Source organism: Bacillus cereus group sp. MYBK245-2 (genome assembly GCF_051916145.1).
GTDB lineage: Bacteria > Bacillota > Bacilli > Bacillales > Bacillaceae_G > Bacillus_A > Bacillus_A pacificus.
This window is the reverse complement of the sequence record NZ_JBQAGB010000026.1, coordinates 1-24169: the sequence shown is the minus strand read 5'-3', so window position 1 is coordinate 24169 and position 24169 is coordinate 1. Positions and strand designations below refer to the sequence as shown.

The window sequence follows — 24169 nt, the reverse complement described above, 5'->3', positions numbered from 1 at the left end:
ACCTGTTCATGTAAAAATCACCAACTGTTAGACATAGTATTTTACACATTAGTTCTTCTATGCACGTCGAATTGCATTTTTTTATCTAATATTAGGCATTTATGACTTCTTTTTTTACATCTGGCAAGCCTTTTAATAAATTTTCAGCAATTGTTAACCACTTCGATGTCTCTAAGCCATTTGTTTTCATGACGATTTTCAATTGTGATCCTTCCATTCCTAGACCGATCATTCGTCCAAAACTATTTCCAAGCATGAATAATTTTCCGCCATCAATGTTTTGACTCGCTTGTTCTGAGAACAGAATTGTTACTTCAAATTTATTTTGCTTAATTAATTCAATTTGTTCTTTCATTGCTAATACTTTAATATTTGCGATTTGTAATAAGTAACCAACTTCTTGCGGGTAATCACCAAATCTATCTATCATCTCTTCCTGCAACTCTTCAATATCCTCAATTGCAGAAACACCTCTAAACTGTTTATACATCATAATTTTTTGTTTACTATCAGAAATATAAGCATCCGGTAAATATGCATCTACTTCTAAATCAATTTCAACATTAACTGTATTTTCAACTCCGTCTGTTCCTCTACGCTGTTCAATTGCATCTTTTAACATTTGAGAATATAAATCAAATCCGACAGAATCAATAAATCCATGTTGTTCGGCTCCTAACAAGTTACCAGCACCACGAATTGATAAATCTCGCATCGCAATTTTGAAACCAGATCCAAGCTCTGTGAACTCCTTAATGGCTTGCAGGCGCTTCTCCGCAACTTCCGATAACACTTTATCCCGTTTGTATGCAAAGTAAGCATATGCAACACGATTAGAACGTCCAACACGCCCACGAAGCTGATACAACTGCGATAATCCCATACGATCTGCATCAAATACAATTAATGTATTTACATTTGGAATATCTACACCCGTCTCAATAATCGTTGTACTTACAAGAACATCATGCTGTCCTTCTAAAAACGATAGCATAACAGACTCTAATTCACTCTCGTTCATTTTCCCATGTGCATAAGTTACACGCGCATCTGGAACTAACATCGAAATTTCATCTGCTTTTCGTTCGATATCCTCTACACGATTATATAGGAAGTAAACTTGACCACCTCTTGCAAGCTCCCGTTCTATCGCTTCTCGCATTAATGCTGGATTATACTCTACTACATATGTTTGAACCGGGAAACGATTTTCCGGCGGCGTCTCAATAACAGATAAATCACGCACACCAAGCATAGACATATGGAGCGTACGCGGAATCGGAGTTGCCGTTAGTGTTAATACGTCAACATTTGCTTTTAGTTGTTTAATTTTTTCTTTATGCGTTACACCAAATCTTTGTTCTTCATCAATAATAAGAAGACCTAAATCTTTATAAGTAACATCTTTAGATAAAATACGGTGCGTTCCGATTACAATATCTACTGTGCCATCTTTTAAACCTTTAATTGTTTCATTTTGCTGCTTTCTCGTACGGAATCTACTTAATAATCCTATATTGATTGGATAATCTTGAAAACGCTCTCGAATTGTTTCATAGTGTTGTTGTGCAAGGATTGTTGTCGGCACTAAAATTGCAACTTGTTTTTCATCCATAATTGCTTTAAACGCCGCACGAATAGCTACTTCCGTCTTTCCATATCCTACATCACCACAAAGAAGCCTATCCATCGGACGTCCGCGTTCCATATCCTTTTTAATCTCTTCAATAGAACGTAATTGATCCTCTGTCTCTTGATACGGGAAAGAGGACTCGAATTCTTGTTGTTCTGCCGTATCCGGTGTATATGCATAACCCTTTGAAGCTTCGCGCTCAGCATATAGTTTAATTAGGTCATCCGCAATGTCTTGTACAGATTTTTCAACTTTCGTTTTGACCTTCTTCCAATCATTTCCACCCAGTTTATAAACTTTCGGATCCTTACCCTCAGATCCTACATATTTTTGCACTTGGTCAATTTGTTCAATTGGAACGTATAACTTATCATTACCTTGATATTTAATATTCAAATAATCTTTATGAACACCGTTAATCTCTAATGTTTCAATACCTAAGAATTTACCTATACCATGATTTACATGAACTACATAATCCCCAACTTTTAATTCCGAATAACTTTTAATACGTTCAGCATTCGATAACTTTTGCTTACGTTGTGATTTTTTAACTTTCTTATGAAAAAGCTCTTTTTCAGTAATGACAACAAGCTTTTGCATCGGCATTTCAAATCCTGCATGTAAATCACCTACAGCAATTTGTAACCTTCCAGGCAATAATATATCTGTGCCTTCTACAATATCTGCCTCAATATCATAATCACTTAAAATATGTTGTAGTTTTTTCACACGTTCATCATCTGTACCTAACACAACAGTCGTAAAATGCCCTTCGTTCCATCTATCAATTTCAGTTTTCAACAACTGCATCTGCCCATGGAAATCTTGCATTGTTTTACATGTCACATTCACAATGTTTTGCGGATGTGTATGTGCTATATGACGTAAGAATAACGTTAAATATACAAAACTTCTTTTTTTATGATGAAGAAATTCTTCAAACGAATGAGAGAAAGATAAATCTTGAATAATTGTTCCCTCACCGAGAAGGGATATATACCATTCCGCCTCTTCCGTTTCAAGATGTGATGCTGTTTCTTGAATACGTGAAATCTCATCTAAAATAACCACACCATCTTCTGGTAAATAATCTATCAGACTAGCAGGTTCTTTATAGAAAATAGATAAATATTTAAACATCTGTTCTATACTTTGCCCGTTTTTTAACATCTCAATTTCATGACTTACCGTCTCAAGCACTGTAGTCTTCAACTTATCATCAGAAAGTTTTTGCATCGTCTTAGTCAGACCTTCTTCAAGATGCTTAATTCCTGATTTCAATTCTTCCTGCGAAAATAAAAACTCTGTTGCTGGACCAAATCTAACACTTTCTTTTTTATCTTGAGAGCGCTGTTCATCCACATCAAATAATCGAATAGAATCGACTTCTGTATCGAAAAATTCAATACGAAATGGTAACTCTTCAGTTAGTGGATATATATCTAATATTCCCCCACGCAAACTAAATTCTCCAGGAGCTTCTACCATAGACTTACGCTCATAGCCGATATGATGTAAAGTATGCAAAAATGTATCTAAATCAATCTCTTGCCCTAGACTGATTTCGATTTGCCTTTGCTTCCACAACTCTTTCATTGGTAAAAACCTGCGTAGTCCTGCAACTGGTGCTACAATAATCCCATGCTCTCCTGCAGCTAAGCGATTTAACACTTCAATACGTTGCGCCTTCAATTCTGGGCTTGCAACACCAAGTTCTGATGCTATCAATTCATTTACTGGATATAGCCATACATCTTTTTCACCAAGTAACGCCACTAAATCTTCATGTACTTTTTGTGCTTGATATAAATTATGCGTCACAATAAGTTGTGATTTTTTTGTTTTTTTATATAAGGCCGCCATTAATAACGAACGAGAAGAGGTTGCCATACCTGATACAAGTTGCTCTTTTAAACCATCTTCTAATCCATTAATGACCGATTGGATCTCTTCATTTTTATAAAATTGCTCTAATAAACCTATCATTTTCAAAACCCCTCTCAACATAAAAGAGCAAGCCACTATATTTTATGCAAATATTTCGGAAAAAGAAAACAGAAAAATGCTTTGGACATGCCAAAGCGACAACATTTTATTGCAGAAATTTTTCATATTCATAATACTCAGGATAAGATGCGAGCGTTTCTTGACACAATTCACAAATCGTTTTTATATATATATTTCCATTCTCATGAAAATGAATCATTTCTACTACTTCTTGCTCTGTTAGTTGAAATAAAACGTCGCTATATACTTTTTCTGCGGTAACGGAGCCTACATTACTCCCGCAATGTCTGCAATAATAATACCCTTCCATACTAGCCTCCTAAAAATCCAATTACTGCTAGTATGGGTAAAAATAAAATAAAATATTCCCAATCGTACCCTTAACTATTGAAAGTATTCATAATTTGAAGAAAAGGTTTATTTAACCATTCTTCACATGCATCTGCTGCTTTTTCAATAGAATGATTTACATCAGGAATCTCTTCTGATGTAAAACGTCCTAATATGTAATCTACTACCTTCATTCCATTTTTCGGACGATCGATTCCCATGCGGATACGTTGAAACTCTTGTGTTCCTAAATGTGAAATTGTTGATTTCACACCATTATGTCCACCCGCACTGCCTTTCATACGAAGGCGTAATTTACCTACAGGGATGTCTAAATCATCGTACAGAACAACGAAGTCCTCTACATCAATTTTATAGTAATCCATTAACGGACGAATACTTTCCCCAGATAAATTCATATATGTAAGTGGCTTTAATAAGATTACTTTTTCTCCATTAACAAATCCTGCACCAAATACTCCTTTAAACTTTTGTTCGTTCAAAGAAATATTCCAACGCTTTGCAAGTTCATCAATCGCCATAAATCCAATATTATGCCTTGTTAATTCATATTCTCTACCTGGGTTCCCAAGTCCTACTATCAATTTCATTCTTGTACCACTACTTTCTTTTTTCGATACGAAAAGACGTAACCAATCTTGGTTACGTCTCATTCTATCCAATTAATTGAATAATACACTTACAGATTCTTCTTCGTATACACGAATGATTGCTTCTCCGATTAGTGGAGCAACTGAAAGTTCATGTACTTTGTCGATTTTCTTCTCTTCTGGTAATACGATAGAGTTCGTTACAACTAACTCTTTAATATTTGAGTTTTGGATACGCTCAATTGCTGGACCAGATAATACTGGGTGTGTACAGCAAGCATATACTTCAGAAGCACCGTTCTCAACAAGAGCGTTTGCTGCTAATGTAATTGTACCAGCTGTATCAATGATGTCATCAATTAAAATTGCTGTTTTACCTTCAATATTACCGATAATGTTCATTACCTCAGATACGTTCGGACGAGGACGACGCTTATCAATAATAGCGATTGGTGCTTTTAGGCGATCTGCCATTTTTCTAGCACGAGTTACTCCACCGTGGTCAGGTGACACGATTACGATATCTTTAAGACCTTTTGTTTCAAAGTAATCTGAAAGAATCGGTACACCCATTAGGTGGTCGATTGGGATATCAAAGAACCCTTGAATTTGTGGAGCATGTAAATCTAGAGTGATTACACGAGTTGCACCTGCTGTTTCAAGCAAGTTTGCTACAAGTTTCGATGTAATTGGTTCACGAGAACGCGCTTTACGGTCTTGACGCGCATAACCATAGTAAGGAATAACAATATTAATTGTTTTTGCAGATGCACGCTTTAATGCATCGATCATAATAAGTAATTCCATGATATGTTCGTTTACTGGGAAGCTTGTAGATTGAATAATGAATACATCGCAACCACGGATACTTTCTTCAATGTTAATTTGAACTTCTCCATCACTAAAACGATCAACAGAACATTTTCCTAGTCCTACTCCAATGTGCTTTGCAATTTGCTCAGCAAGTTCCTTATTAGAGTTTAAAGAGAATACTTTCAAATTAGAATTTAGATATTGAGTCGACATCTAGATTAACCCTCCACATTATGATTTTTTCTTATTCAGCAATTGATCAACATAGTCTTCTTTGTTAACTTGACGTGCACGTGCTACAGACAATGCTTTTGATGGAACATTCTCTGTAATTGTAGAGCCTGCTGCCACATAAGCACCGTCTTCAACTGTTACAGGAGCAACAAGGTTTGAATTACATCCAATAAATACCCCGTTACCAATCACAGTTTTGAATTTATTCTTACCGTCATAGTTCACCGTAATTGAACCACAACCAAGATTCACGTCTTCTCCAACTTGTGCATCCCCGATATAACTTAAGTGTGAAGCTTTACTTCTATTACCAAAAACAGTTTTTTTGATTTCCACGAAGTTTCCAACGCGTACTTCATCTCCAATAACTGAATCTGGGCGAATATGTGCAAATGGGCCAACCGATACTTCTGTACCAAGCTTGCTATCATGTACAGTAGATTGACGAATTGTCGTACGATCTCCAATTTCACTATCGCGAATTACTGTATGCGGCCCAATCTCACAATCAGAACCAATTACAGTGTTCCCCTCAATAATTGTTCCTGGATGAAGAACTGTATCACTACCGATAATTGCATCAGCAGAAATATACGTGTTACTTGGATCAATAATAGTAACACCATTTACCATGTTCTTTCGGTTGATACGGTTTTTCATAATAATTTCCGCTTGCGATAGAGCGACTCTGTCGTTAACACCTAACGTTTCATCGAAGTGCTCTGTTTGATAAGCTGATACAATATGACCTTCATTTTTTAAAATTTCAATAACATCTGGCAGGTAATATTCACCTTGTACGTTATCATTTGAAACTTTAGAAAGTGAAGCGAATAAAGCTTTATTATCAAAACAATACGTACCTGTATTGATTTCTTTAATAGCTAATTCTTTCTCATTTGCATCCTTATGCTCAACAATCTTTTCAACGTGACCATTCTCATTACGAACGATACGACCATATCCAGCAGGTTCTTCTATGTAAGCTGTTAATACCGTTGCCATTGCCCCTGCTTCTTTATGTTGCTGAAGTAATGCTTCCATCGTTTCAGCAGTTATTAGCGGTGTATCACCACAAATAACTAAAGTTGTTCCTTCTTCGTTTGCAAGTACACTTGCAGCTTGATCTACAGCATGTGCTGTACCAAGTTGTTCTGCTTGTAATGCAAACTCACTTACGTTTCCTAGCTGTTCTTGTACCATTTCAGCACCATGTCCTACGACTGTTACAAGTTTCTGCAATCCTAATTGAGATACTTGATCGACAACATGTTGTACCATAGGTTTTCCACATACAGGATGAAGCACCTTGTATAGCTTAGACTTCATACGTGTGCCTTTACCTGCCGCTAGAATCACTGCAAATCTGTTTGACATATAGACCCTCCATCGCAACCTATTTATCCATTAACGATATTATCCTAAATCATCATATATTTCAAGAAACACATTTTAACTATTAAATTTTACCATAATTCTTATAAGATGTTTTACTCTTTAGTATCTTTTTTAAGAAATAAGCTATACTATTTAAAATGATTTTGAAAAAATTAGAAGTTCCCATCCTTCTTTTTATTAATTTAGAATTTTCCGAACAAATTATATGTATAAACACAAAAAAACAAACCCCTGTAAATGCTTACAGGAGTTTGTTGCAAAATTATAGGGCTTCTCTAAAAGGCCCTTTTCATTCGAATTTTACGAAGCACCCGCTTCTTCAAACTCAACCTCTTCTAACTCGCCTAAACGATGATACTCTGTTAAAACCGCATCTTGAATTTTAGAGCGTGTACCAGAATTAATTGGATGTGCAATATCACGGAATTCTCCATCTGGAGTACGTTTACTTGGCATTGCTACAAATAATCCATTATTACCATCAATTACACGAATATCATGAACAACAAATTCATGGTCTAGAGTAATAGAGGCAATTGCTCTCATGCGGCCTTCTGTGTTTACGCGGCGTAATCTTACGTCAGTCACTTCCATCTTGTGTTCACCACCCTTTTCTAAATAAGCGATATATTTGTATAAATTCCACAAAATTTCTATTTTCCCTTTAATTTTTTAAAAATTTTTAAGATAAAAATTTTTAATGTAATTGAATATAGAGATTAGTAGAGGTTATCGCTTACAAAGGATTACTTAACTAGGGCAATTACTTCGATTTCAACTGAAACATCTTTCGGTAATTTTGCTACTTGTACACAAGAACGAGCTGGCTTATGAGCAGAGAAATAAGATCCATATACTTCATTAACAGCATTAAAATCATCCATATCTTTTAAGAATACTGTTGTTTTTACTACCGTATCAAATGAAGCACCTGCTTCTTCTAATACTGCTTGTAAATTTTGAAATACTTGCTCTGTTTGTACTGTTACGTCTCCTGCTACAAGCTCTCCACTTGCAGTTAACGGAATTTGTCCTGAACTGTAAAACATATTATTTACAATAATCCCTTGTGAATATGGTCCAATTGCTTGTGGTGCATTTTTTGTTTGAACAACTTTCATACTTTTCACCCTTTTATTATTTATTTTTACTCTTTAAAAATAGTGCACGAAAAGCAGTTTGTCCATCTATTTTGTAACTTATAAATAGAATAAAAAAAGATAAAGCTATTTGCTTTACCTTTTTACTCAGCCTCTACAAGCCCTTCATCAAATGGTGCCAGTGAATAATTTCCCTTTTCCACTTGAATCGCTTTTTCTTTCACATCAACTTCCGATAGACGAATCAATGATACATAGTTATTAATTAGTCTTTCTTCAATATCCGTGGATTCTACTAATACACCAATACCAACAACATTAGCCTTAAACTCTTCTAACATACTCATCATACCTTGAATTGTCCCGCCAGCTTTCATGAAGTCATCAATAATTAAAACATTTGATCCTTCCGGAAGACTACGCTTTGCTAACGTCATTGTTTGAATTCGCTTAGAAGAACCTGATACATAGTTAATACTAACAGTGGGTCCTTCTGTTACCTTATTATCTTTTCTTGCAATCACTACCGGTACATCTAAGTAGTTCGCCACTGCATATGCAAGTGGAATCCCCTTCGTTGCCACCGTCATAACTGCATCAATTGGTTGCCTAGCAAAAACAGAAGCAAACAAACGACCTGCGCCATTAATATGACGAGGATTACTTAAAAGATCTGTCATATATAAGTAACCACCAGGCAAAATACGATCTGGATTTTCGAATAAGCTACAAAGCTCACCAATAATTAGATCTGCCTCTTCTTCACTTATATATGGTATATATTTCACTCCTCCTGCTGCTCCTGGTATCGTTTGCAATGTGCCGACCCCTTGTTGTTCAAACGTTTGCTTAATAATAACTAAATCTTCACTAATAGAAGACTTAGCTGATTGATACCTTTCAGCAAAAAAAGTGAGAGAAACTAGCTGACGAGGGTTTTGTAACAAGTAATAAGTCATATCGACTAATCTTGTACTTCGTCTAATTTTCATACTCTCACCTCAAATCACGAATATTCTAAACAAATCATAACGTATTATACGTCTTTATTCAAGCGTTTCTCGCTCTCCTAATAAACGTACTGCGTATACTTGTTCACAAAATCCTTTTAATCCGTTATATATACGATGCATTCGCGAATCATGGTGCACCAGACCGAATACAGTTGGACCACTACCACTCATTAATACAGCATCTGCCCCAAATCGCTTCATCTGTGCCTTAATACGTGCAACTTCAGGATGCATCGCAAACGTTACATCTTCTAAAACGTTACCGACAGTATCACAAATCCCTTTGTAGTCTCCAGCATTTATGACATCCACCATTTTATCTACATTTGGATGTGTAACTCGATTTAACTTTAAATTTCCATACACATCAGCAGTAGATACACCAATATGGGGTTTTGCTAAAATAACCCAACAAGAAGGTGGAGTTTTTATGTGCTCAATCTGCTCTCCTCTTCCAGTGGCAATTGCTGTCCCACCATATACGCAAAACGATACGTCTGACCCAATTTCTGCGCCAAGCTCTGCTAACTGATCAATTGTAAGCCCTAAATTCCATAATTTATTAAGACCACGTAATGTTGCTGCTGCATCACTACTTCCACCCGCTAATCCAGCTGCTACTGGAATCGTTTTTTCAATAGTAATAGATACACCTTTTTTTACATTAAACTTCTCTTTTAATAATTTCGCTGCTTGATAAGCCAGATTTCTTTGGTCGTCTGGGACATACCGATTATGGGATAAAATTTCAATACGGTCTTCTGCTAATTCCATTAGTTCTAAACGATCCGCTAAATCAATTGTTGTCATAATCATTTTCACTTCATGATATCCGTCTTGTCTTTTTCCCAGTACATCTAACGACAGATTAATCTTTGCTGGTGCTTTCACTAGTAGCTTCAATCTATTCACCCACTCTATGTACTCAATCTTTTATCGTTTATTTTACCATAAATTTATAGTAAGACGATGACACTTCCCTAATTATAACGAAAAGCATTCAGAATGAAACTACTTATGTAAAATGATGGCACCTTTTATAGTACAAAAAGCCGAGGAATCACTCCTCGGCTACCGTAGCATAGAAAGTATCTTACAACTACTGGTTTTGTTTCATTAATTGCTGTTCTGCAATTTCTATAGCACGTTTCACCATGTTACCAGCATCTTTCGCACGAATTCCGCCCCATCCTTCTTTCTGAACAACATCATAAAAGCCCAACTCTTTTGCAAGCTCTTCTTTAAATTGATTTGACATGACACCTCTTCGTCTACTCAATGCAGAGTCCCTCCTTATTTTGCTACGGTATCATTAGTATGCAAAATAATATAGCTTTTCATTTGTGGGAATATATGTAACGATACATGAATTATAAAATCACTTCATTATGAGGTTCACCATAAAATGTTAACTCTACTGTCTCTGTTAAAACATCCGCATAGCTATACGATACACGTTGTAACGCATCTTCTTGTTGATCCAGTTGTACAACAAAAACAGAACGGTACGTTTCTGCAAGTACACCTGATTGTTCTACAGTTTTTCTTCTCCCACTGTTCGCCTTTAACATCAGTCTCTGTCCAAGATGGTGATCTAATTCGCTTTTAATTTCATCTAAACGTTTTGACATATACTTCGTTACACCTCGCTGTAATTTAGATTGAACACTTAAAACACGATATATCTATCCCAATTATTAACCGCAACTCACAGACAATATCATTATAAAAGCATCATGCGTTCGAATAGATAGAAGAAATACTATATTGTAAAAGTATCATTATGTAGTCTGTGCGTTCTTGTCTCTTTTTATCCAAACTGATTTAAATCCTTTCCATACAAAAAAGCAAGATACATATGTACCTTGCTTATTCTTCATAATGTTGAAAAGGTAATCCAGTTCGTAAAATCCCCCTTGTTTCAATCCCGCCAAGTCCCTTTTCACCAGTAATCGTATTACGTACAACATCCCATACATTAACCCTTTCCATAAATGACGTAAAACTAATTTTACCAACCACATATACAGGGTCTAGTGCGTGAATATTAATTCTAGATGGGGAACTAGCAAAATTAGCGCCTGCTCGAATTAATGCTTCAAAGTGTGATTGACATGCCCCAGCAAAAATAACGAGTTGATCCAACGATGGATATTTTTTTCGCACTTCTCGAACAGCCTGTACAAAATGCCTTGAATGCCTATATGCTGCTAAATCTCCCTTTACTCCTTTTGATTTTGTATACGCATCGTGCCCTGTAATAACTAAAATGTCCGGACGAAAATGATCTATTAAATCTACTACCTTTTCATGCATCTCTGTTTCTTTACAATGAATACCTTGTACAGGAACACCAATTTTATTATATAAATCTAGGCACTTGCGCAAATATAACGGGTCTCCATCTATGTGCAAGACACGCCCTGGCATTTGAAAATAATTCACTTCACTTGTATATCCACCAGTTGAAGTGTGTTCATGCCTTTGTTTCATTAATACGTAATCTTGTTGAAACAAACGATACGTCCGCTCCATCGTTTCTTTCTCACGCTTCGCTCTCTTTTTATGTTCTCGTTGATCTATACTAATTAAATCTTCAAGTGGCGCATCTGCCACCAATCTAATTTCCTCTCCAAACAATATAGCTATCTCGCCTTTTATTTCTATAATACGAAAAAGAATATCCCTATTATGAGAGTATCGTTCCACTAATTCTCCAACATGTAAAGCCATTCTCCTACCTCCAAACTCATTAGGCCATCTTACCTGTTTTTAAAGTATGAATGTAAGAGGGGAAAGGTGACAAAAGGGACAGTTCAAGTTGAACTGTCCCTTTTATATTCTTATGATAACTTATGAAGAACTAATGCATTACTTAATGTTGCAAACTCCTCGATAGATAGCGTCTCGCCTCTTCGTTTCGAATCAATTCCTACTTCTGTTAAAATTCGATCCAACAGCTCTTTATCTTTCGGGAAACCATTTAAATTATTTGATAAATTATTCATTAAAGTTTTACGACGCTGTGCAAAACTTGCTCGTACTACTTCAAAGAAGAATGTCTCATCTGTTACCTCTACCACTGGTTTCGGACGCTTTAGGAGGCGGATAATTGCAGAATCAACATTTGGTTGTGGTACAAACACCGTACGCGGTACAGTCATAACTGTTTCTACCTCTGTATAATACTGAATAGCAATGGATAAAGAACCATACTCTTTCGTTCCAGGTTTAGCCGCTAAACGATCCCCAACTTCTTTTTGCATCATAACAACGAATCCACGAACCGGTAATTTCTCTTCCAGCAATTTAAATAAAATTGGCGTCGTAATATAGTATGGTAAGTTAGCTACTACCATTACATCTTGCCCTTCTTCAAATTGCTCACTAAACACCTCATGTACATCTGCCTTTAGTACATCTTTATTGATAACAGTAACGTTGCCATATGGAGCTAACGTCTCATCTAAAATCGGTAATAACCTTTGATCAATTTCAAAAGCCACTACTTTTTTAGCACGCTTCGCTAATTGTTCTGTTAATGCACCGATACCTGGTCCAATTTCAATTGCACCACTTTCTGAACCAATTTCAGCGTGATCAACGATACGATTTAATACATTCGTATCAATTAAAAAATTTTGTCCTAAACTTTTTTTGAATGAAAATCCATACTTTTCAACAATGTCTTTCGTACGATTTGGCGTTGCGATATCCTTCATTTTCTTTCCTCCTGTATGACTTGCTTATACGCTTCTGCAAATGATTCTTTTGAAACTTGAAACATTTGTAAACGTTTATGTAACTGTTTTGCGTTTGTATAACCAATCTTTAATAGCTTACCCATTCTTTCTCTGCGACTCTTTGCCATTTCTCCGCCCACTAAACCTGCATCGACTAAATCGCTCCAACTGATTTCACTTGTGTAAGCTTCCATTTCTTCATGTATATTCTCTAAAGCACGGCGAATTGATTCATTAGAAGCATGTTCAATTCCGACACCTTTTTTCCTCTTAGCAAGTGCTTCTTCCTTCGGTAAAAACGCATGTTTACATCCAGGCACCTTATCAGAAATAATTTTTCGAATACGCTCTCCAGGATAATCCGGATCTGTGAAAATAATAACGCCTCGTTTTTGCAGCGCTAATTTAACTTGTTCAATAACATGATCACCGATTGCTGAACCGTTCGTTTCAATTGTATCCGCATCAACAGCACGCTTAATCGCAACTGTATCATCTTTACCTTCTACAACGATAATCTCTTTAATTTTCATGCTTGCCTCCACACTCGTTTCGTCTCTACTTAGTAAAACAAAAAAATGACGACTTTTCCATTATTATTTTCCCCATTGTTACATTTTAAAAAGTAGAATGTCCAAAACTTTGTTCTCTCTCCTTATTGTACCACTTACTCATTCGCCCTTATCTTCTCTGTCACGCCTGCTATTTTTTCACAAAAATAAAAAAGAATGGGTTCTCCCACTCTTTTATTCAACGCCAAATAAAGCTTTTGCATTTTTCGTTGTCATTTCTGCTACTTCCTCATAAGAAATTCCTTTTAAGTTCGCAATTTCTTCTGCTACGAGTTTTACATAACTTGGTTCATTTCGTTTCCCGCGAAATGGATGCGGTGTTAAATACGGACAATCCGTCTCTATTAATAATTTCTCTAATGGAATCTCCGTAGCAACTTCTTTCGGTTTCTTAGCGTTTTTAAATGTAACTGGTCCACCTAACGAAATTAAAAAGTTCATATCAACACATCGCTCCGCTACCTCTACGCTACCGCTAAAGCAATGCATAATGCCTCCTACTTCAGCTGCATTCTCTTCTTCTAGAATATCCACAATATCTTGAGTTGCATCGCGGTTATGTATAATAATCGGCAATTTTACTTTTTTCGCTAATGCAATTTGTTTACGGAATACTTCTTTCTGTATTTCTTTTGGAGACTTATCCCAGTGATAATCTAAGCCCATCTCTCCAAGTGCAACGACCTTAGGATGAGAAGCAAGTTCTTCTAACCAAGCTAAATGCTCTTCTGTCATGTCGATTGCATCAACAGGGTGCCATCCAACCGCAGCATAAATAAAATCATAGGCTTCAGCTAATTCAATCGCCTTTTTTATCGTTACTTCATCAAAACCAACAACAACTGTATAAGTAACACCCGCTTCTTTCATTCGGACAATCACTTCTTGCAAGTCTTCTTCAAATTGCTCTGCATTCAAATGTGAATGTGTATCAAACAACATAATACATAACTCCTTTTATATTGAAATCAAATTTATTCTACGCAAATAAGCTCTTTTATAACTTAACGATAACAATACTACAATCTTAATGCAAAAATTGAGGTGTAAAAAGAAAAAAGACGCTTCACACATGTTACACGTGAAACATCTCTTTTCTTGTCTTAATTACTTAATTTTTGTACCGTTTGGTAGATTTTGGTCGATTGATGCTAATGACAATACGCCATTCTCTTCACCTGCTAAAATCATACCTTGTGATAATTCACCACGTAATTTTACAGGTTTTAAGTTTGTTACACAAATAACTTTTTTACCTTTTAAATCTTCCGGCGAATAGAACTTTGCAATGCCAGAAACCACTTGACGTTTTTCTGTGCCTAAGTCTAGTTGAATTTTTAACAACTTGTCTGCTTTTTTCACAGGTTCCGCAGATAGAACTTCAGCTACGCGTAATTCTACTTTAAAGAAATCATCAATTGTAATTTCTTCTGCCTTCGGTTCTTCTTCTTTTTTCTCTTCTACTTTAGGAGCAGAGGCTTTCATTTGTTCTTTAATGTACGCTACCTCTACTTCCATTTCTAAACGAGGGAAAATCGGGTTTCCTTTTTCTACTTTTGTTCCAGCTGGAATGCATCCAATTGTAGACAGGCTTTCCCAAGATGTATGTGCTTCTTCAGTAAGGCCAAGCTGAGCAAACATCTTGCTTGGTGCTACTGTTAAGAATGGCATAAGCATAATACCTGTTTGACGAAGTACTTCTGCTAAGTGAGCCATTACAGAGGCTAACTTTTCACGATTATTCTCATCTTTCGCTAATACCCACGGTTGTGTTTCGTCAATATATTTATTCGTACGGCTAATCAATTGCCAAATTGAGCTTAGAGCTACAGAGAATTCCATATTCTCCATTGCTTCTTCTACTTTTTTCAATGTATCCTGTGCAAACGTTACTAACGTTCCATCAAATTCCGTTACATTTGCTTTAAATGCAGGGATTTCTCCGTTAAAGTATTTATCAATCATAGCTACTGTACGATTTAATAAGTTACCTAAGTCATTTGCTAAATCGAAATTAATACGCTCCACAAATCCTTCTGGTGTGAATACGCCATCAGATCCGAACGGAACTTCACGAAGTAAGTAATAACGTAATGCATCTAATCCGTAACGATCGATTAATGTAACTGGATCTACTACGTTTCCTTTTGACTTACTCATCTTTCCATCCTTCATTAGAATCCAACCGTGAGCAAAGACTTTTTTCGGAAGAGGTAAATCTAATGCCATTAAAATGATTGGCCAATAAATCGTATGGAAACGAACGATTTCTTTTCCAACTAAATGCACATCTGCTGGCCAGAACTTCTTATACATCTCTTCATTTTCTGTTCCATAACCTAATGCTGTAATGTAGTTAGATAATGCGTCAACCCATACGTAAATAACGTGTTTCGGATTACCTGGAACACGAACTCCCCAGTCAAATGAAGTACGAGAAACTGCTAAATCTTCTAAGCCTGGTTTAATAAAGTTATTAATCATTTCATTCTTACGAGACTCTGGCTGAATGAAATGTGGATTCTCTTCATAGAACTTTAATAGTCTGTCAACATATTTACCCATTCTAAAGAAATATGATTCTTCACGAACAAGTTCTACATCATGACCACTGTCTGGACTTTTTCCCCCAACTACTTTGTCATCTTCCATAATTGGATCTACTAATTGATGCTCTGTATAGAATGTCTCATCTTGTACAGAATACCAACCTTCATATTCATCAAGATAAATATCACCTTGATCTACTAGTTGCTTGAAGATTTTTTCGACAACATCTTTATGACGATCTTCCGTTGTACGAATAAAATCATCATAGGAGATATCCATCTTCTCCCAAAGTTCTTTAATTCCTGCAACGATGTTATCCACATATGCTTGTGGTGTAACATTTAATTCTTCTGCTTTCTTTTGGATCTTCTGTCCATGCTCATCAGTTCCTGTTAAATAATGAACATTATATCCTTGCATACGCTTATATCGTGCCATAGCATCCCCTGCTACTGTTGTATAAGCATGTCCAATGTGTAATTTTCCACTTGGATAATAAATTGGGGTAGTAATATAAAAGGATTTGTTTTCCTTTGTCATTGTTTTGGACCTCCCGGATAACCTCATATGTATTTATAAATAGTATATCAAAAACTTATATATAAAGTGAAACTTTAATCTGTGAGGATCTTGTTCATTCCCACGGATTATCAACCCACACCAATCGGACTTTTACGAGCAATCCGACTTCCACTTAACTTCTTTGACCCAGCCGAATTTAAAATTTAGAATCTTACTACTCGTTAATGCAGGATAAAAACAACTTCATATTTTTATATTTATCATCTATTACTCATATTTCAAGAAAATATACAGTCATTACCTATAATTTCTGAACTTTTCTGAAAATAAAGTGAAATAATAGTAGAAATTACTCAAATTCTATTATATATAAGAAGTAAGAAATCTATAAATCTTTTTAAAAAATATAGAATTAAAGAATTGACGGAAATGTAAATGATTGGTATCATATGTCCATAGGGTATTTTGTCGAAAAATGACGAATCTAAAAATAGACTCGAAACTTATAAACTATTTCTTTAGGAGGAAAAGAATTATGAAATCTACTGGTATCGTTCGTAAAGTTGATGAATTAGGTCGTGTAGTAATTCCGATTGAATTACGCCGTACTTTAGGTATTGCAGAAAAGGATGCTCTTGAAATCTATGTTGATGACGAGAAAATCATCTTAAAAAAATATAAGCCAAACATGACTTGCCAAGTAACTGGTGAAGTATCTGATGGTAACCTATCTTTAGCTGAAGGTAAAATTATCTTAAGCAAAGAAGGCGCTGAGCAAATCTTAAACGAGCTTCAAGATTATATCGAAACAGCAAAATAAGCTTCTCAATTATGAGAAGCTTATTTTTTATCGACATGATAGATTTGATATACATCGCGTTTCGACAAATCTCGATCTTTAGCAACTGTTTTTATCGCCTCTTTTGAATTCATACCTTTTTCGTTTATATAATGTTCAATATGGTCATATACCGAAATAGTTTCCCACCATTGTTCCTCTGGAGCAGGTTCTTCCGTTGAACCAGCTACTAAAATACAAAACTCACCACGAACTTCATTTTGTTTCGTCCACTCAATTGCTTCTTCAACTGTTCCACGAATAAATTCCTCGAATTTTTTTGTTAACTCTCGGCACAATACAATTTCTCTATTTCCCAATACTTCTTGCATCGAGATTAAAGTATCATCCAAACGGTGAGGTGCTTCATAAAACATCATTGTAGTTTGTATATAACGAAGCTTCTCTAACTCCATTTTTCTTTCTTTTTTATTTCTTTGTAAAAATCCATAGAAATAAAACTGTTTTGTTTCAAGGCCTGATGCAATTAATGCTGTAAGGGCTGCATTTGCCCCAGGAAGCGGGATAACATGATACTGTTCCGCTACAGCCTCTACAACAATATCGTAACCTGGATCGGAAATACACGGCATACCAGCATCACTAACAAGTGCTACTGTCTTTCCTTCGTCTAACTTATCTAATATTTTCTTCCCACTTACTTCCTTATTATGCTCATGGTAACTCATAACAGGCGTTTCAATTTCGAAGTAATTACAAAGTTTTTTCGTTTGTCTCGTATCTTCAGCAGCAATTAAATCCGCTTCTTTTAAAATTCGGATTGCACGAAATGTCATATCTTCTAAATTCCCAATAGGGGTTGGTACTAAATATAAAACGCCCTTTTCATTTTGTTGAAAACTTTTTTGTTGCCACATAAGGTTCTCCTTTTTGCATATATTCTTCTTTTTGTTTTCTATTTAATTGCTTAAAATAGTACTCTGCTTGCATAGCTGTACGCTTATCTTCATGAAACTCTACGTATTTTAAAGCAACAGGAAGTCTAGCACGCGTATACTTAGCCCCTTTTCCGCTATTATGGGTCTCAATCCGCTTCTCTATATGATTTGTATATCCAGCATAGTAACTTCCATCAGAGCACTCCACTACATAAAAACAATGCTTATTCTTCTCCATATAAAATAGAACGAATCTCCTTTGTATATTCATTATTTTCTCCATATACAAAAAGAGGTGGCAATATTTTTAAATCTGCGTTTCCGTCCTTAATTCCTTCAATTAACAATGTATTCGCTTCTTTTCCTGCCTTAGGATAAACAAATCGTACACGCTTCGGTTCAATTTTATACTTACGCATTAATGTAACAATGTCTAGTAAACGACCTGGACGATGTACAAATGCTACTTTCCCGCCTTGCTTTACTAGCTGACTACTTGCAGATACAACATCCTCTAGTGTACACATAATTTCATGACGAGCTATTGCTAAATGTTCATTCATATTTTTTTCAGAAGTTGCAGGTGTTTGGAAATAAGGCGGATTACATGTGACAACATCATATTGATGACGTCCAAGTTTCTCCGGCATATCTTTCAAATCCCCGTGTATTAAGTGAATTCTTTCTTCCAACTTATTGTATTGAACACTTCTTATTCCCATATCATATAAGCGTTCTTGAATTTCTACACCAGTAATATTCCCTTTCGTCCTTGTACTTAATAGAAGGGGCACAACGGCATTACCTGTACACAAATCAAGTAAATTACCTTTTTGAATTGGCACCCAAGCAAAGTCTGCAAGTAAAACAGCATCTAACGAGAAATTAAATACTGATGGGCTTTGTATAATCTTCAAATCTTGTGCTAATAAGTAATCTAAACGTTCATCTTCATATAAATTCATATGTTGCTCCTTTTCTTACACTTAACCTACCCTATTTCATCTTCTACTAATAAAAAACATATTCGATTCTACTCTCATGTATAAAAAATTACCTTTCCAATTATTATTGGAAAGGTAATTTCACTTTTTATTTAAAAATGACAGGCAGAATAAACAATCTCCCTCTTTACGTACACTTCCATAATGCAGATTACAAATATGAAAACCTTCTTGATATAGTCTTGCTAAATTATCGTAGCCTTCACCAATATCTGTCTTCGGCTTCACTTCTTTACGTTTTTGAGTTTTTTGTTTTTCTTTAATCTGCACTTCTTCAAAGCGGTGTCGCAAATTTTCATTTTCCATTTTTATATGTTGGTTTTCTTCCAGTAACTCTGCAAGATGTTGTTTTAATTCTCCCAACTGTTTGTATAAATGTCCAATTTGCTCTTCCATACTAGAAACCGATGCAAAAATATCTTTTTTCTCCACAAGCACCCACCTCATTAATCTGTGGTTTGACTCGAAACGACCCCTTTATTCACTAACTCATCTAACGTATATTCTACTATCCGTTCCTTGTCTACTAGTTCCACTTGAATTAATCTTTCTAAAATATTTAATCCGATAACACGGCCAGTACCATGCGGGGTTTGTATACGTTGATCTAAATCAGGAAGTTGTTCCTTTGCTGCCTCATATTCATCGTTCTCATATTTTAAGCAACACATTAAGCGACCACATAAACCAGAGATTTTTGCAGGATTTAATGATAAATTTTGATCCTTTGCCATCTTAATGGATACAGGTTCAAAATCCCCTAAAAAAGTAGAACAACAAAGCATACGACCACATGGACCAATACCACCAAGCATTTTCGCTTCATCACGAACACCAATTTGTCTTAGTTCAATTCTTGTCCTAAAAATTGCTGCTAAGTCCTTCACTAGTTCGCGAAAATCAATCCGACCATCCGCAGTAAAGTAGAAAATAATTTTATTGCGATCGAACGTATACTCTACATCTACAAGTTTCATATCAAGATTATGTTCTACTACCTTTTGCTGACAAACTTGATATGCTTCTTTTGCAGCATGTTTGTTCTCTTCAACAATGGTACGATCGTTTTCATTTGCAATGCGAATAACCTTTTTTAGCGGTAATACAACGTCGTTTTCATCAACTTGCTTTTTGGTAATAACTACTTTTCCGTATTCAATACCTCTTACCGTTTCTACAATTACAAACTCATTTTCAGAGATATCGAACTGATTCGGATCAAAGTAATACACCTTTCCGGCCTTCTTAAAGCGAACACCTACTACATCATACAAAACGGTCATCCCTCCTGCAACCGCAACACTAACTGTTCGAACACAAGCTGCGCATTTACATTAGCGTTGATTCTATTTTTTGCCTCTAATATATTAAAGAGAGCTGATACAATGCGCTTCTGAGCGTAGGAGAAAGATTCAAACATCTCTTTCTGCTCATGAAAAACAAGACGATCTTCTTCTCCAAGTTGAACATATAATAAATCCTTATAAATAAGGAGTAACATATCTAAACCTTGCTGTAATTGTTCTTTCTCTCCAAAGTGTTTTCCCCATTTTTCTTGTACAAAAAAAATAGAGGCTTTATCTTTTTCGAGCGCTTCACATAATTTTATCACTAAAGCTCGTGCTTGTGCAAACCATTCATCACTACATAAAGCTAAAGCTTCATCAAAACTATTTGTGAGTTGTGCAGCAAGTGTCGATAAAGATGTCGTAACACCTTCATCCTGTAATCTTCTAATTAAAGATTCCGTAGGTAACGGTCTAAATGTAACAACTTGACAACGAGATAAAATCGTATTTAAAATTTGATGACTTTGTTCAGTAAGTAAAATAGCTGTTGTATCACTACTTGGTTCTTCTAAAAATTTCAACAGTGTATTCGCCGCATTTGCTGTCATACGGTCTGCGTGCTCAATAACATATACTTTTTTATTTGCTTCTAATCCTGTTTTTGAAAACTCTTCTTGTAAATCATGAATTTGCTGCTTCTTAATAGATAATCCGTCTGGTTTTACAATATGTAAGTTTGGGTGGTTACCTGAATCAATTCGCTTACAATTTGTACATACATGACAAGGCTCTACCCCATTCCGCTGAGAACAGAGGAAACTCTTTGCCATTTGAATTGCTGTCGCAAACTTTCCTGTCCCTTTCCCTCCCTCTAACAAGTAAGCGTGGGATATACGCTCTTTTGCGATGCTATTCATCAACATTTTTACACCGATGGGTTGTATAGCAGAAAGCTGCTCCCACGTCTTCGTCATAATGCATACCTCACTTATTTCATTCTTTCCTTCTATTATAACAATTTATCTTCTATAACTTGAATAACTTCTTCTATAAGTTTTTCCATTGGTTGATCAGCATTTACTAATACAATACGATCCGAGAAACGTTCTACAACTTGTAAATACCCTTCACGCACACGTTTATGGAAAGTGATATCTTCCATATCTAACCGATTCACTTCACGTCCTGCATCTTTTGCAATTCGAGCTAAACCAACCTCGGGTTCAATGTCTAGGTAAATTGTTAAACTAGGCATACAGTCTTCTGTTGCGAAACGATTGATTTCAAATACTTTATCCATACCTAACCCTCTTGCATAGCCTTGATACGCTAAAGAGCTATCTATAAAACGATCACATAATACAAGGTAATCCTCATTAAGTGCCGGCATAACTTTTTCCACTAAATGTTGTCTACGTGCAGCGGCATATAGAAGTGCCTCTGTACGTGCTTCCATCATCGTATATTCTTGCTTATGTAAAATCGTTCTAATATCCTCAGAAATTGCAATACCACCTGGTTCTCTCGTCGCCATTACCTTTTGTTCCTTTTGTTCAAAGTATGGCAATAAACCTTGAATTAACGTTGTTTTACCCGAACCTTCTGGCCCCTCAATTGTTACAAATAATCCCTTCATCCTAAAACCTACTTTCTATATCATACACTTTCATATATTTCGTGCTACCTTGAAAACGGGCGCCTGCTCTCTCTAAATGCATAATTTGCTCTTTATGTTCTGAAGTAATTCTTTCCCCATACATAATCAATGGAATACCAGGTGGATATGGAATTACCATTTCCGCCGCTATCATCCCAACTGCTTCTTCTACAGATACTACTTTTGTTTCATATCCTTCCAGTTGTTTATATGCATACGGTAAAGGAGAAATTTCTCCTTTATAAGTATAACGAATAGATTCTGTCTTGTCTTTCACCTCATAAGATTGCAATGCCGCCCGGATCATCTCTATAGCCTTCATATACTTCTTATTTACTTGCAAAGGCAAAATAAATAAGACATTATATGGATCTGCCATTTCGGTATATATACCAACCTTTTCTAATACAGATTGTAATTCGTATCCTGATAACTGACAACGTGTCTGTACGGTAACTTTTAGCTCGTCTTGTAATGGATATTGTAAAATAGCTATTTGTGGGATAGAAGACAATTCTTCTTTAAATTCCCGTAAAAACTCGACAATTTCATCATGTCCCTTTTCTTTTATACGCGCTATCGTAAAGCGTGCAATATCAAGAGAAGCCATAATTGGATACGATGGACTACTAGATTGTAGCATACTTAAATAAGTAGAAACTTTTTCTTCTTTCACTAAGCGGCTATTTATATGTAAATAGGATCCCATCGTCATCGCAGGTAATGTTTTATGTGCGGAATGAACTACAATATCTGCACCATATGCTAAAGCTGACTTTGGAAATGCCCCGCCTAAACAAAAATGAGCTCCATGCGCTTCATCTACTAACACAGGAATTTTATGTGCATGTGCATAAGCAATGCTTGCCTCTAAATCCATCCCCATACCATAATAATTAGGATGTGTTAAAATAAGTGCTTTCGCATTTGGATATTTTTCAATTGCTTCCTTAATAATCTCATCATGAATTCCCACGGGTACGTTATAAGCTTCATCAATCCATGGATCTAAAAAAATTGGATTTGCTCCTGCTAATTTTAAACCATTAATAATTGATTTATGACAATTTCTTTGTACAAGAACAATATCATGTTCCCTACAGCAAGACAAAATCATTGCTAAGTTCCCGACTGTTGAACCATTAATTAAAAAATAACTTTTTTCCACTTCATATACATCAGCTAATAATTGTTGTGCCTCATCTATACATTCAAACGGACTATGTAAATCATCTAACCCTGATAACTCAGTTACATCGATAGATAGTATATCTTTAAACTCCTCTACTGCCCCTTGAGGGAAGTTTAAACCATTTTTATGACCTGGAACATGAAAAGATAACGGCCTTCTTTCTTTAAACTCTATTAATGCTTCATATAAAGGTATGCGATTTTGATTCATCTATATCTCTTCCTTATTATTTCATTCTTTATCTATTATACAGAACAAAAAAAATAATAGGCATATGCCTATTTAAAAATATGATACTTCTAATTTCCGAAGCTGTTTTAAATAATATATATACTTCGGATCATTTGTTTCTGTATTCACCATGTCCTTTTCACATTCATAACATATTAAATTATTATAAACATATATCCCTTCTTTTCTTTCTGTCTCACAAACAATACAAACTTCGTTTTGTGATTTCATATCTTTCCCTCCCTATTTAATTTAAATGGACATATTTTATACTTCTATTCCTTAACAATTTACAGAAAAATATACATCGATTTCTTATATAATATGATTCATCCTTGGGCAACGTGTTTGTATTACCATTACTTCTTTTTGCATACTGTTTGAAAACACAAAAAAACACAAGTCAAAAGACTTGTGTTTTTAGTTGCTTGGCGACGTCCTACTCTCACAGGGACAAGGTCCCAACTACCATCGGCGCTAGAGAGCTTAACTTCCGTGTTCGGTATGGGAACGGGTGTGACCTCTCTGCC

The 24169-nt window shown here is 35.6% G+C and carries 26 protein-coding genes and 1 rRNA gene; 1 reads left to right on the top strand and 26 read right to left on the bottom strand.

Going from position 1 to position 24169, the window contains the following annotated elements:
• Nucleotides 1–91: 91 nt before the first annotated feature.
• The 16 genes from mfd to metG all read right to left on the bottom strand — a co-directional run bounded on the left by mfd (nucleotide 92) and on the right by metG (nucleotide 16547).
• Nucleotides 92–3622: a transcription-repair coupling factor gene (gene mfd, locus ACTFRN_RS26880; RefSeq protein WP_074568359.1), complete on the bottom strand. Its 3531-nt coding sequence runs from the start codon at nucleotides 3620–3622 to the stop codon at nucleotides 92–94.
• Between the two features lie 106 nt (nucleotides 3623–3728).
• Nucleotides 3729–3953 carry an anti-sigma-F factor Fin gene (locus ACTFRN_RS26875; RefSeq protein WP_000399440.1) on the bottom strand — a complete coding sequence of 75 codons (225 nt, stop codon included), beginning with the start codon at nucleotides 3951–3953 and terminating at the stop codon, nucleotides 3729–3731.
• A gap of 70 nt (nucleotides 3954–4023) precedes the next feature.
• The gene (gene pth, locus ACTFRN_RS26870) at nucleotides 4024–4584 is read right to left on the bottom strand and encodes an aminoacyl-tRNA hydrolase (RefSeq protein WP_088106325.1); all 561 of its coding nucleotides are present in this window, start codon (nucleotides 4582–4584) and stop codon (nucleotides 4024–4026) included.
• 72 nt (nucleotides 4585–4656) lie between these two features.
• The gene (locus tag ACTFRN_RS26865) at nucleotides 4657–5610 is read right to left on the bottom strand and encodes a ribose-phosphate diphosphokinase (RefSeq protein WP_000107420.1); all 954 of its coding nucleotides are present in this window, start codon (nucleotides 5608–5610) and stop codon (nucleotides 4657–4659) included.
• A gap of 18 nt (nucleotides 5611–5628) precedes the next feature.
• Nucleotides 5629–7008, bottom strand: coding sequence for a bifunctional UDP-N-acetylglucosamine diphosphorylase/glucosamine-1-phosphate N-acetyltransferase GlmU (glmU, locus tag ACTFRN_RS26860; protein WP_000071036.1), 1380 nt, complete (start codon nucleotides 7006–7008; stop codon nucleotides 5629–5631).
• A gap of 321 nt (nucleotides 7009–7329) precedes the next feature.
• On the bottom strand, nucleotides 7330–7623 hold the full coding sequence (gene spoVG / locus ACTFRN_RS26855) for a septation regulator SpoVG (RefSeq protein ID WP_000454041.1): 294 nt from the start codon (nucleotides 7621–7623) through the stop codon (nucleotides 7330–7332).
• Nucleotides 7624–7775: 152 nt separating this feature from the next.
• The gene (locus ACTFRN_RS26850) at nucleotides 7776–8150 is read right to left on the bottom strand and encodes a RidA family protein (protein ID WP_000869804.1); all 375 of its coding nucleotides are present in this window, start codon (nucleotides 8148–8150) and stop codon (nucleotides 7776–7778) included.
• 122 nt (nucleotides 8151–8272) lie between these two features.
• Nucleotides 8273–9121 carry a pur operon repressor gene (gene purR / locus ACTFRN_RS26845; protein ID WP_000702474.1) on the bottom strand — a complete coding sequence of 283 codons (849 nt, stop codon included), beginning with the start codon at nucleotides 9119–9121 and terminating at the stop codon, nucleotides 8273–8275.
• Between the two features lie 54 nt (nucleotides 9122–9175).
• The gene (gene ispE, locus ACTFRN_RS26840; RefSeq protein WP_000772094.1) at nucleotides 9176–10045 is read right to left on the bottom strand and encodes a 4-(cytidine 5'-diphospho)-2-C-methyl-D-erythritol kinase; all 870 of its coding nucleotides are present in this window, start codon (nucleotides 10043–10045) and stop codon (nucleotides 9176–9178) included.
• Between the two features lie 196 nt (nucleotides 10046–10241).
• The gene (gene sspF, locus ACTFRN_RS26835) at nucleotides 10242–10421 is read right to left on the bottom strand and encodes an acid-soluble spore protein SspF (protein ID WP_001985066.1); all 180 of its coding nucleotides are present in this window, start codon (nucleotides 10419–10421) and stop codon (nucleotides 10242–10244) included.
• 91 nt (nucleotides 10422–10512) lie between these two features.
• The gene (gene veg, locus ACTFRN_RS26830) at nucleotides 10513–10773 is read right to left on the bottom strand and encodes a biofilm formation stimulator Veg (protein ID WP_000044349.1); all 261 of its coding nucleotides are present in this window, start codon (nucleotides 10771–10773) and stop codon (nucleotides 10513–10515) included.
• 238 nt (nucleotides 10774–11011) lie between these two features.
• Nucleotides 11012–11875: a sporulation peptidase YabG gene (yabG, locus tag ACTFRN_RS26825; RefSeq protein ID WP_001173738.1), complete on the bottom strand. Its 864-nt coding sequence runs from the start codon at nucleotides 11873–11875 to the stop codon at nucleotides 11012–11014.
• A 110-nt stretch (nucleotides 11876–11985) separates the two neighbouring features.
• On the bottom strand, nucleotides 11986–12864 hold the full coding sequence (rsmA, locus tag ACTFRN_RS26820; RefSeq protein ID WP_088106322.1) for a 16S rRNA (adenine(1518)-N(6)/adenine(1519)-N(6))-dimethyltransferase RsmA: 879 nt from the start codon (nucleotides 12862–12864) through the stop codon (nucleotides 11986–11988).
• Nucleotides 12861–13418, bottom strand: coding sequence for a ribonuclease M5 (gene rnmV, locus ACTFRN_RS26815; protein WP_000692830.1), 558 nt, complete (start codon nucleotides 13416–13418; stop codon nucleotides 12861–12863). The genes rsmA and rnmV overlap by 4 nt, the downstream gene beginning before the upstream one ends.
• 213 nt (nucleotides 13419–13631) lie before the next feature.
• Nucleotides 13632–14399 carry a TatD family hydrolase gene (locus ACTFRN_RS26810; protein ID WP_000895848.1) on the bottom strand — a complete coding sequence of 256 codons (768 nt, stop codon included), beginning with the start codon at nucleotides 14397–14399 and terminating at the stop codon, nucleotides 13632–13634.
• 165 nt (nucleotides 14400–14564) lie between these two features.
• Nucleotides 14565–16547 carry a methionine--tRNA ligase gene (gene metG / locus ACTFRN_RS26805; RefSeq protein WP_088106323.1) on the bottom strand — a complete coding sequence of 661 codons (1983 nt, stop codon included), beginning with the start codon at nucleotides 16545–16547 and terminating at the stop codon, nucleotides 14565–14567.
• Between the two features lie 517 nt (nucleotides 16548–17064).
• Here metG and ACTFRN_RS26800 point away from each other — a divergent pair.
• The gene (locus tag ACTFRN_RS26800; RefSeq protein WP_000843036.1) at nucleotides 17065–17349 is read left to right on the top strand and encodes an AbrB/MazE/SpoVT family DNA-binding domain-containing protein; all 285 of its coding nucleotides are present in this window, start codon (nucleotides 17065–17067) and stop codon (nucleotides 17347–17349) included.
• A 20-nt stretch (nucleotides 17350–17369) separates the two neighbouring features.
• On the opposite strand, the gene rsmI is transcribed toward ACTFRN_RS26800, so the two are convergent.
• From rsmI to rrf, 10 genes are all read right to left on the bottom strand, one after another.
• A complete protein-coding gene (gene rsmI / locus ACTFRN_RS26795) occupies nucleotides 17370–18245 on the bottom strand; it encodes a 16S rRNA (cytidine(1402)-2'-O)-methyltransferase (RefSeq protein WP_000267806.1) in 876 nt (291 codons plus the stop codon).
• Complete coding sequence (locus ACTFRN_RS26790; RefSeq protein ID WP_000414339.1) at nucleotides 18214–18504, bottom strand: GIY-YIG nuclease family protein; 291 nt, start codon at nucleotides 18502–18504, stop codon at nucleotides 18214–18216. The genes rsmI and ACTFRN_RS26790 overlap by 32 nt, the downstream gene beginning before the upstream one ends.
• Nucleotides 18491–19231, bottom strand: a complete 741-nt coding sequence (locus ACTFRN_RS26785; protein ID WP_014893383.1) for a tRNA1(Val) (adenine(37)-N6)-methyltransferase — start codon at nucleotides 19229–19231, stop codon at nucleotides 18491–18493. The genes ACTFRN_RS26790 and ACTFRN_RS26785 overlap by 14 nt, the downstream gene beginning before the upstream one ends.
• Nucleotides 19232–19351: 120 nt before the next feature.
• Complete coding sequence (gene yabA, locus ACTFRN_RS26780) at nucleotides 19352–19702, bottom strand: DNA replication initiation control protein YabA (protein ID WP_000412056.1); 351 nt, start codon at nucleotides 19700–19702, stop codon at nucleotides 19352–19354.
• A gap of 14 nt (nucleotides 19703–19716) precedes the next feature.
• Nucleotides 19717–20544: a PSP1 domain-containing protein gene (locus tag ACTFRN_RS26775; RefSeq protein ID WP_000272429.1), complete on the bottom strand. Its 828-nt coding sequence runs from the start codon at nucleotides 20542–20544 to the stop codon at nucleotides 19717–19719.
• A 5-nt stretch (nucleotides 20545–20549) separates the two neighbouring features.
• Nucleotides 20550–21533 (bottom strand): DNA polymerase III subunit delta', encoded by a 984-nt coding sequence (gene holB / locus ACTFRN_RS26770; protein WP_000169574.1) that lies wholly within the window; start codon nucleotides 21531–21533, stop codon nucleotides 20550–20552.
• Nucleotides 21534–21568: 35 nt separating this feature from the next.
• Nucleotides 21569–22195, bottom strand: coding sequence for a dTMP kinase (gene tmk, locus ACTFRN_RS26765; protein WP_000677230.1), 627 nt, complete (start codon nucleotides 22193–22195; stop codon nucleotides 21569–21571).
• A 1-nt stretch (nucleotide 22196) separates the two neighbouring features.
• The gene (locus ACTFRN_RS26760) at nucleotides 22197–23618 is read right to left on the bottom strand and encodes an aminotransferase class I/II-fold pyridoxal phosphate-dependent enzyme (protein ID WP_088106324.1); all 1422 of its coding nucleotides are present in this window, start codon (nucleotides 23616–23618) and stop codon (nucleotides 22197–22199) included.
• A gap of 72 nt (nucleotides 23619–23690) precedes the next feature.
• Nucleotides 23691–23870 carry a sigma factor G inhibitor Gin gene (locus tag ACTFRN_RS26755; protein ID WP_000842028.1) on the bottom strand — a complete coding sequence of 60 codons (180 nt, stop codon included), beginning with the start codon at nucleotides 23868–23870 and terminating at the stop codon, nucleotides 23691–23693.
• A gap of 195 nt (nucleotides 23871–24065) precedes the next feature.
• Nucleotides 24066–24169 (bottom strand): 5S ribosomal RNA (gene rrf, locus ACTFRN_RS26750); the annotation flags it as partial.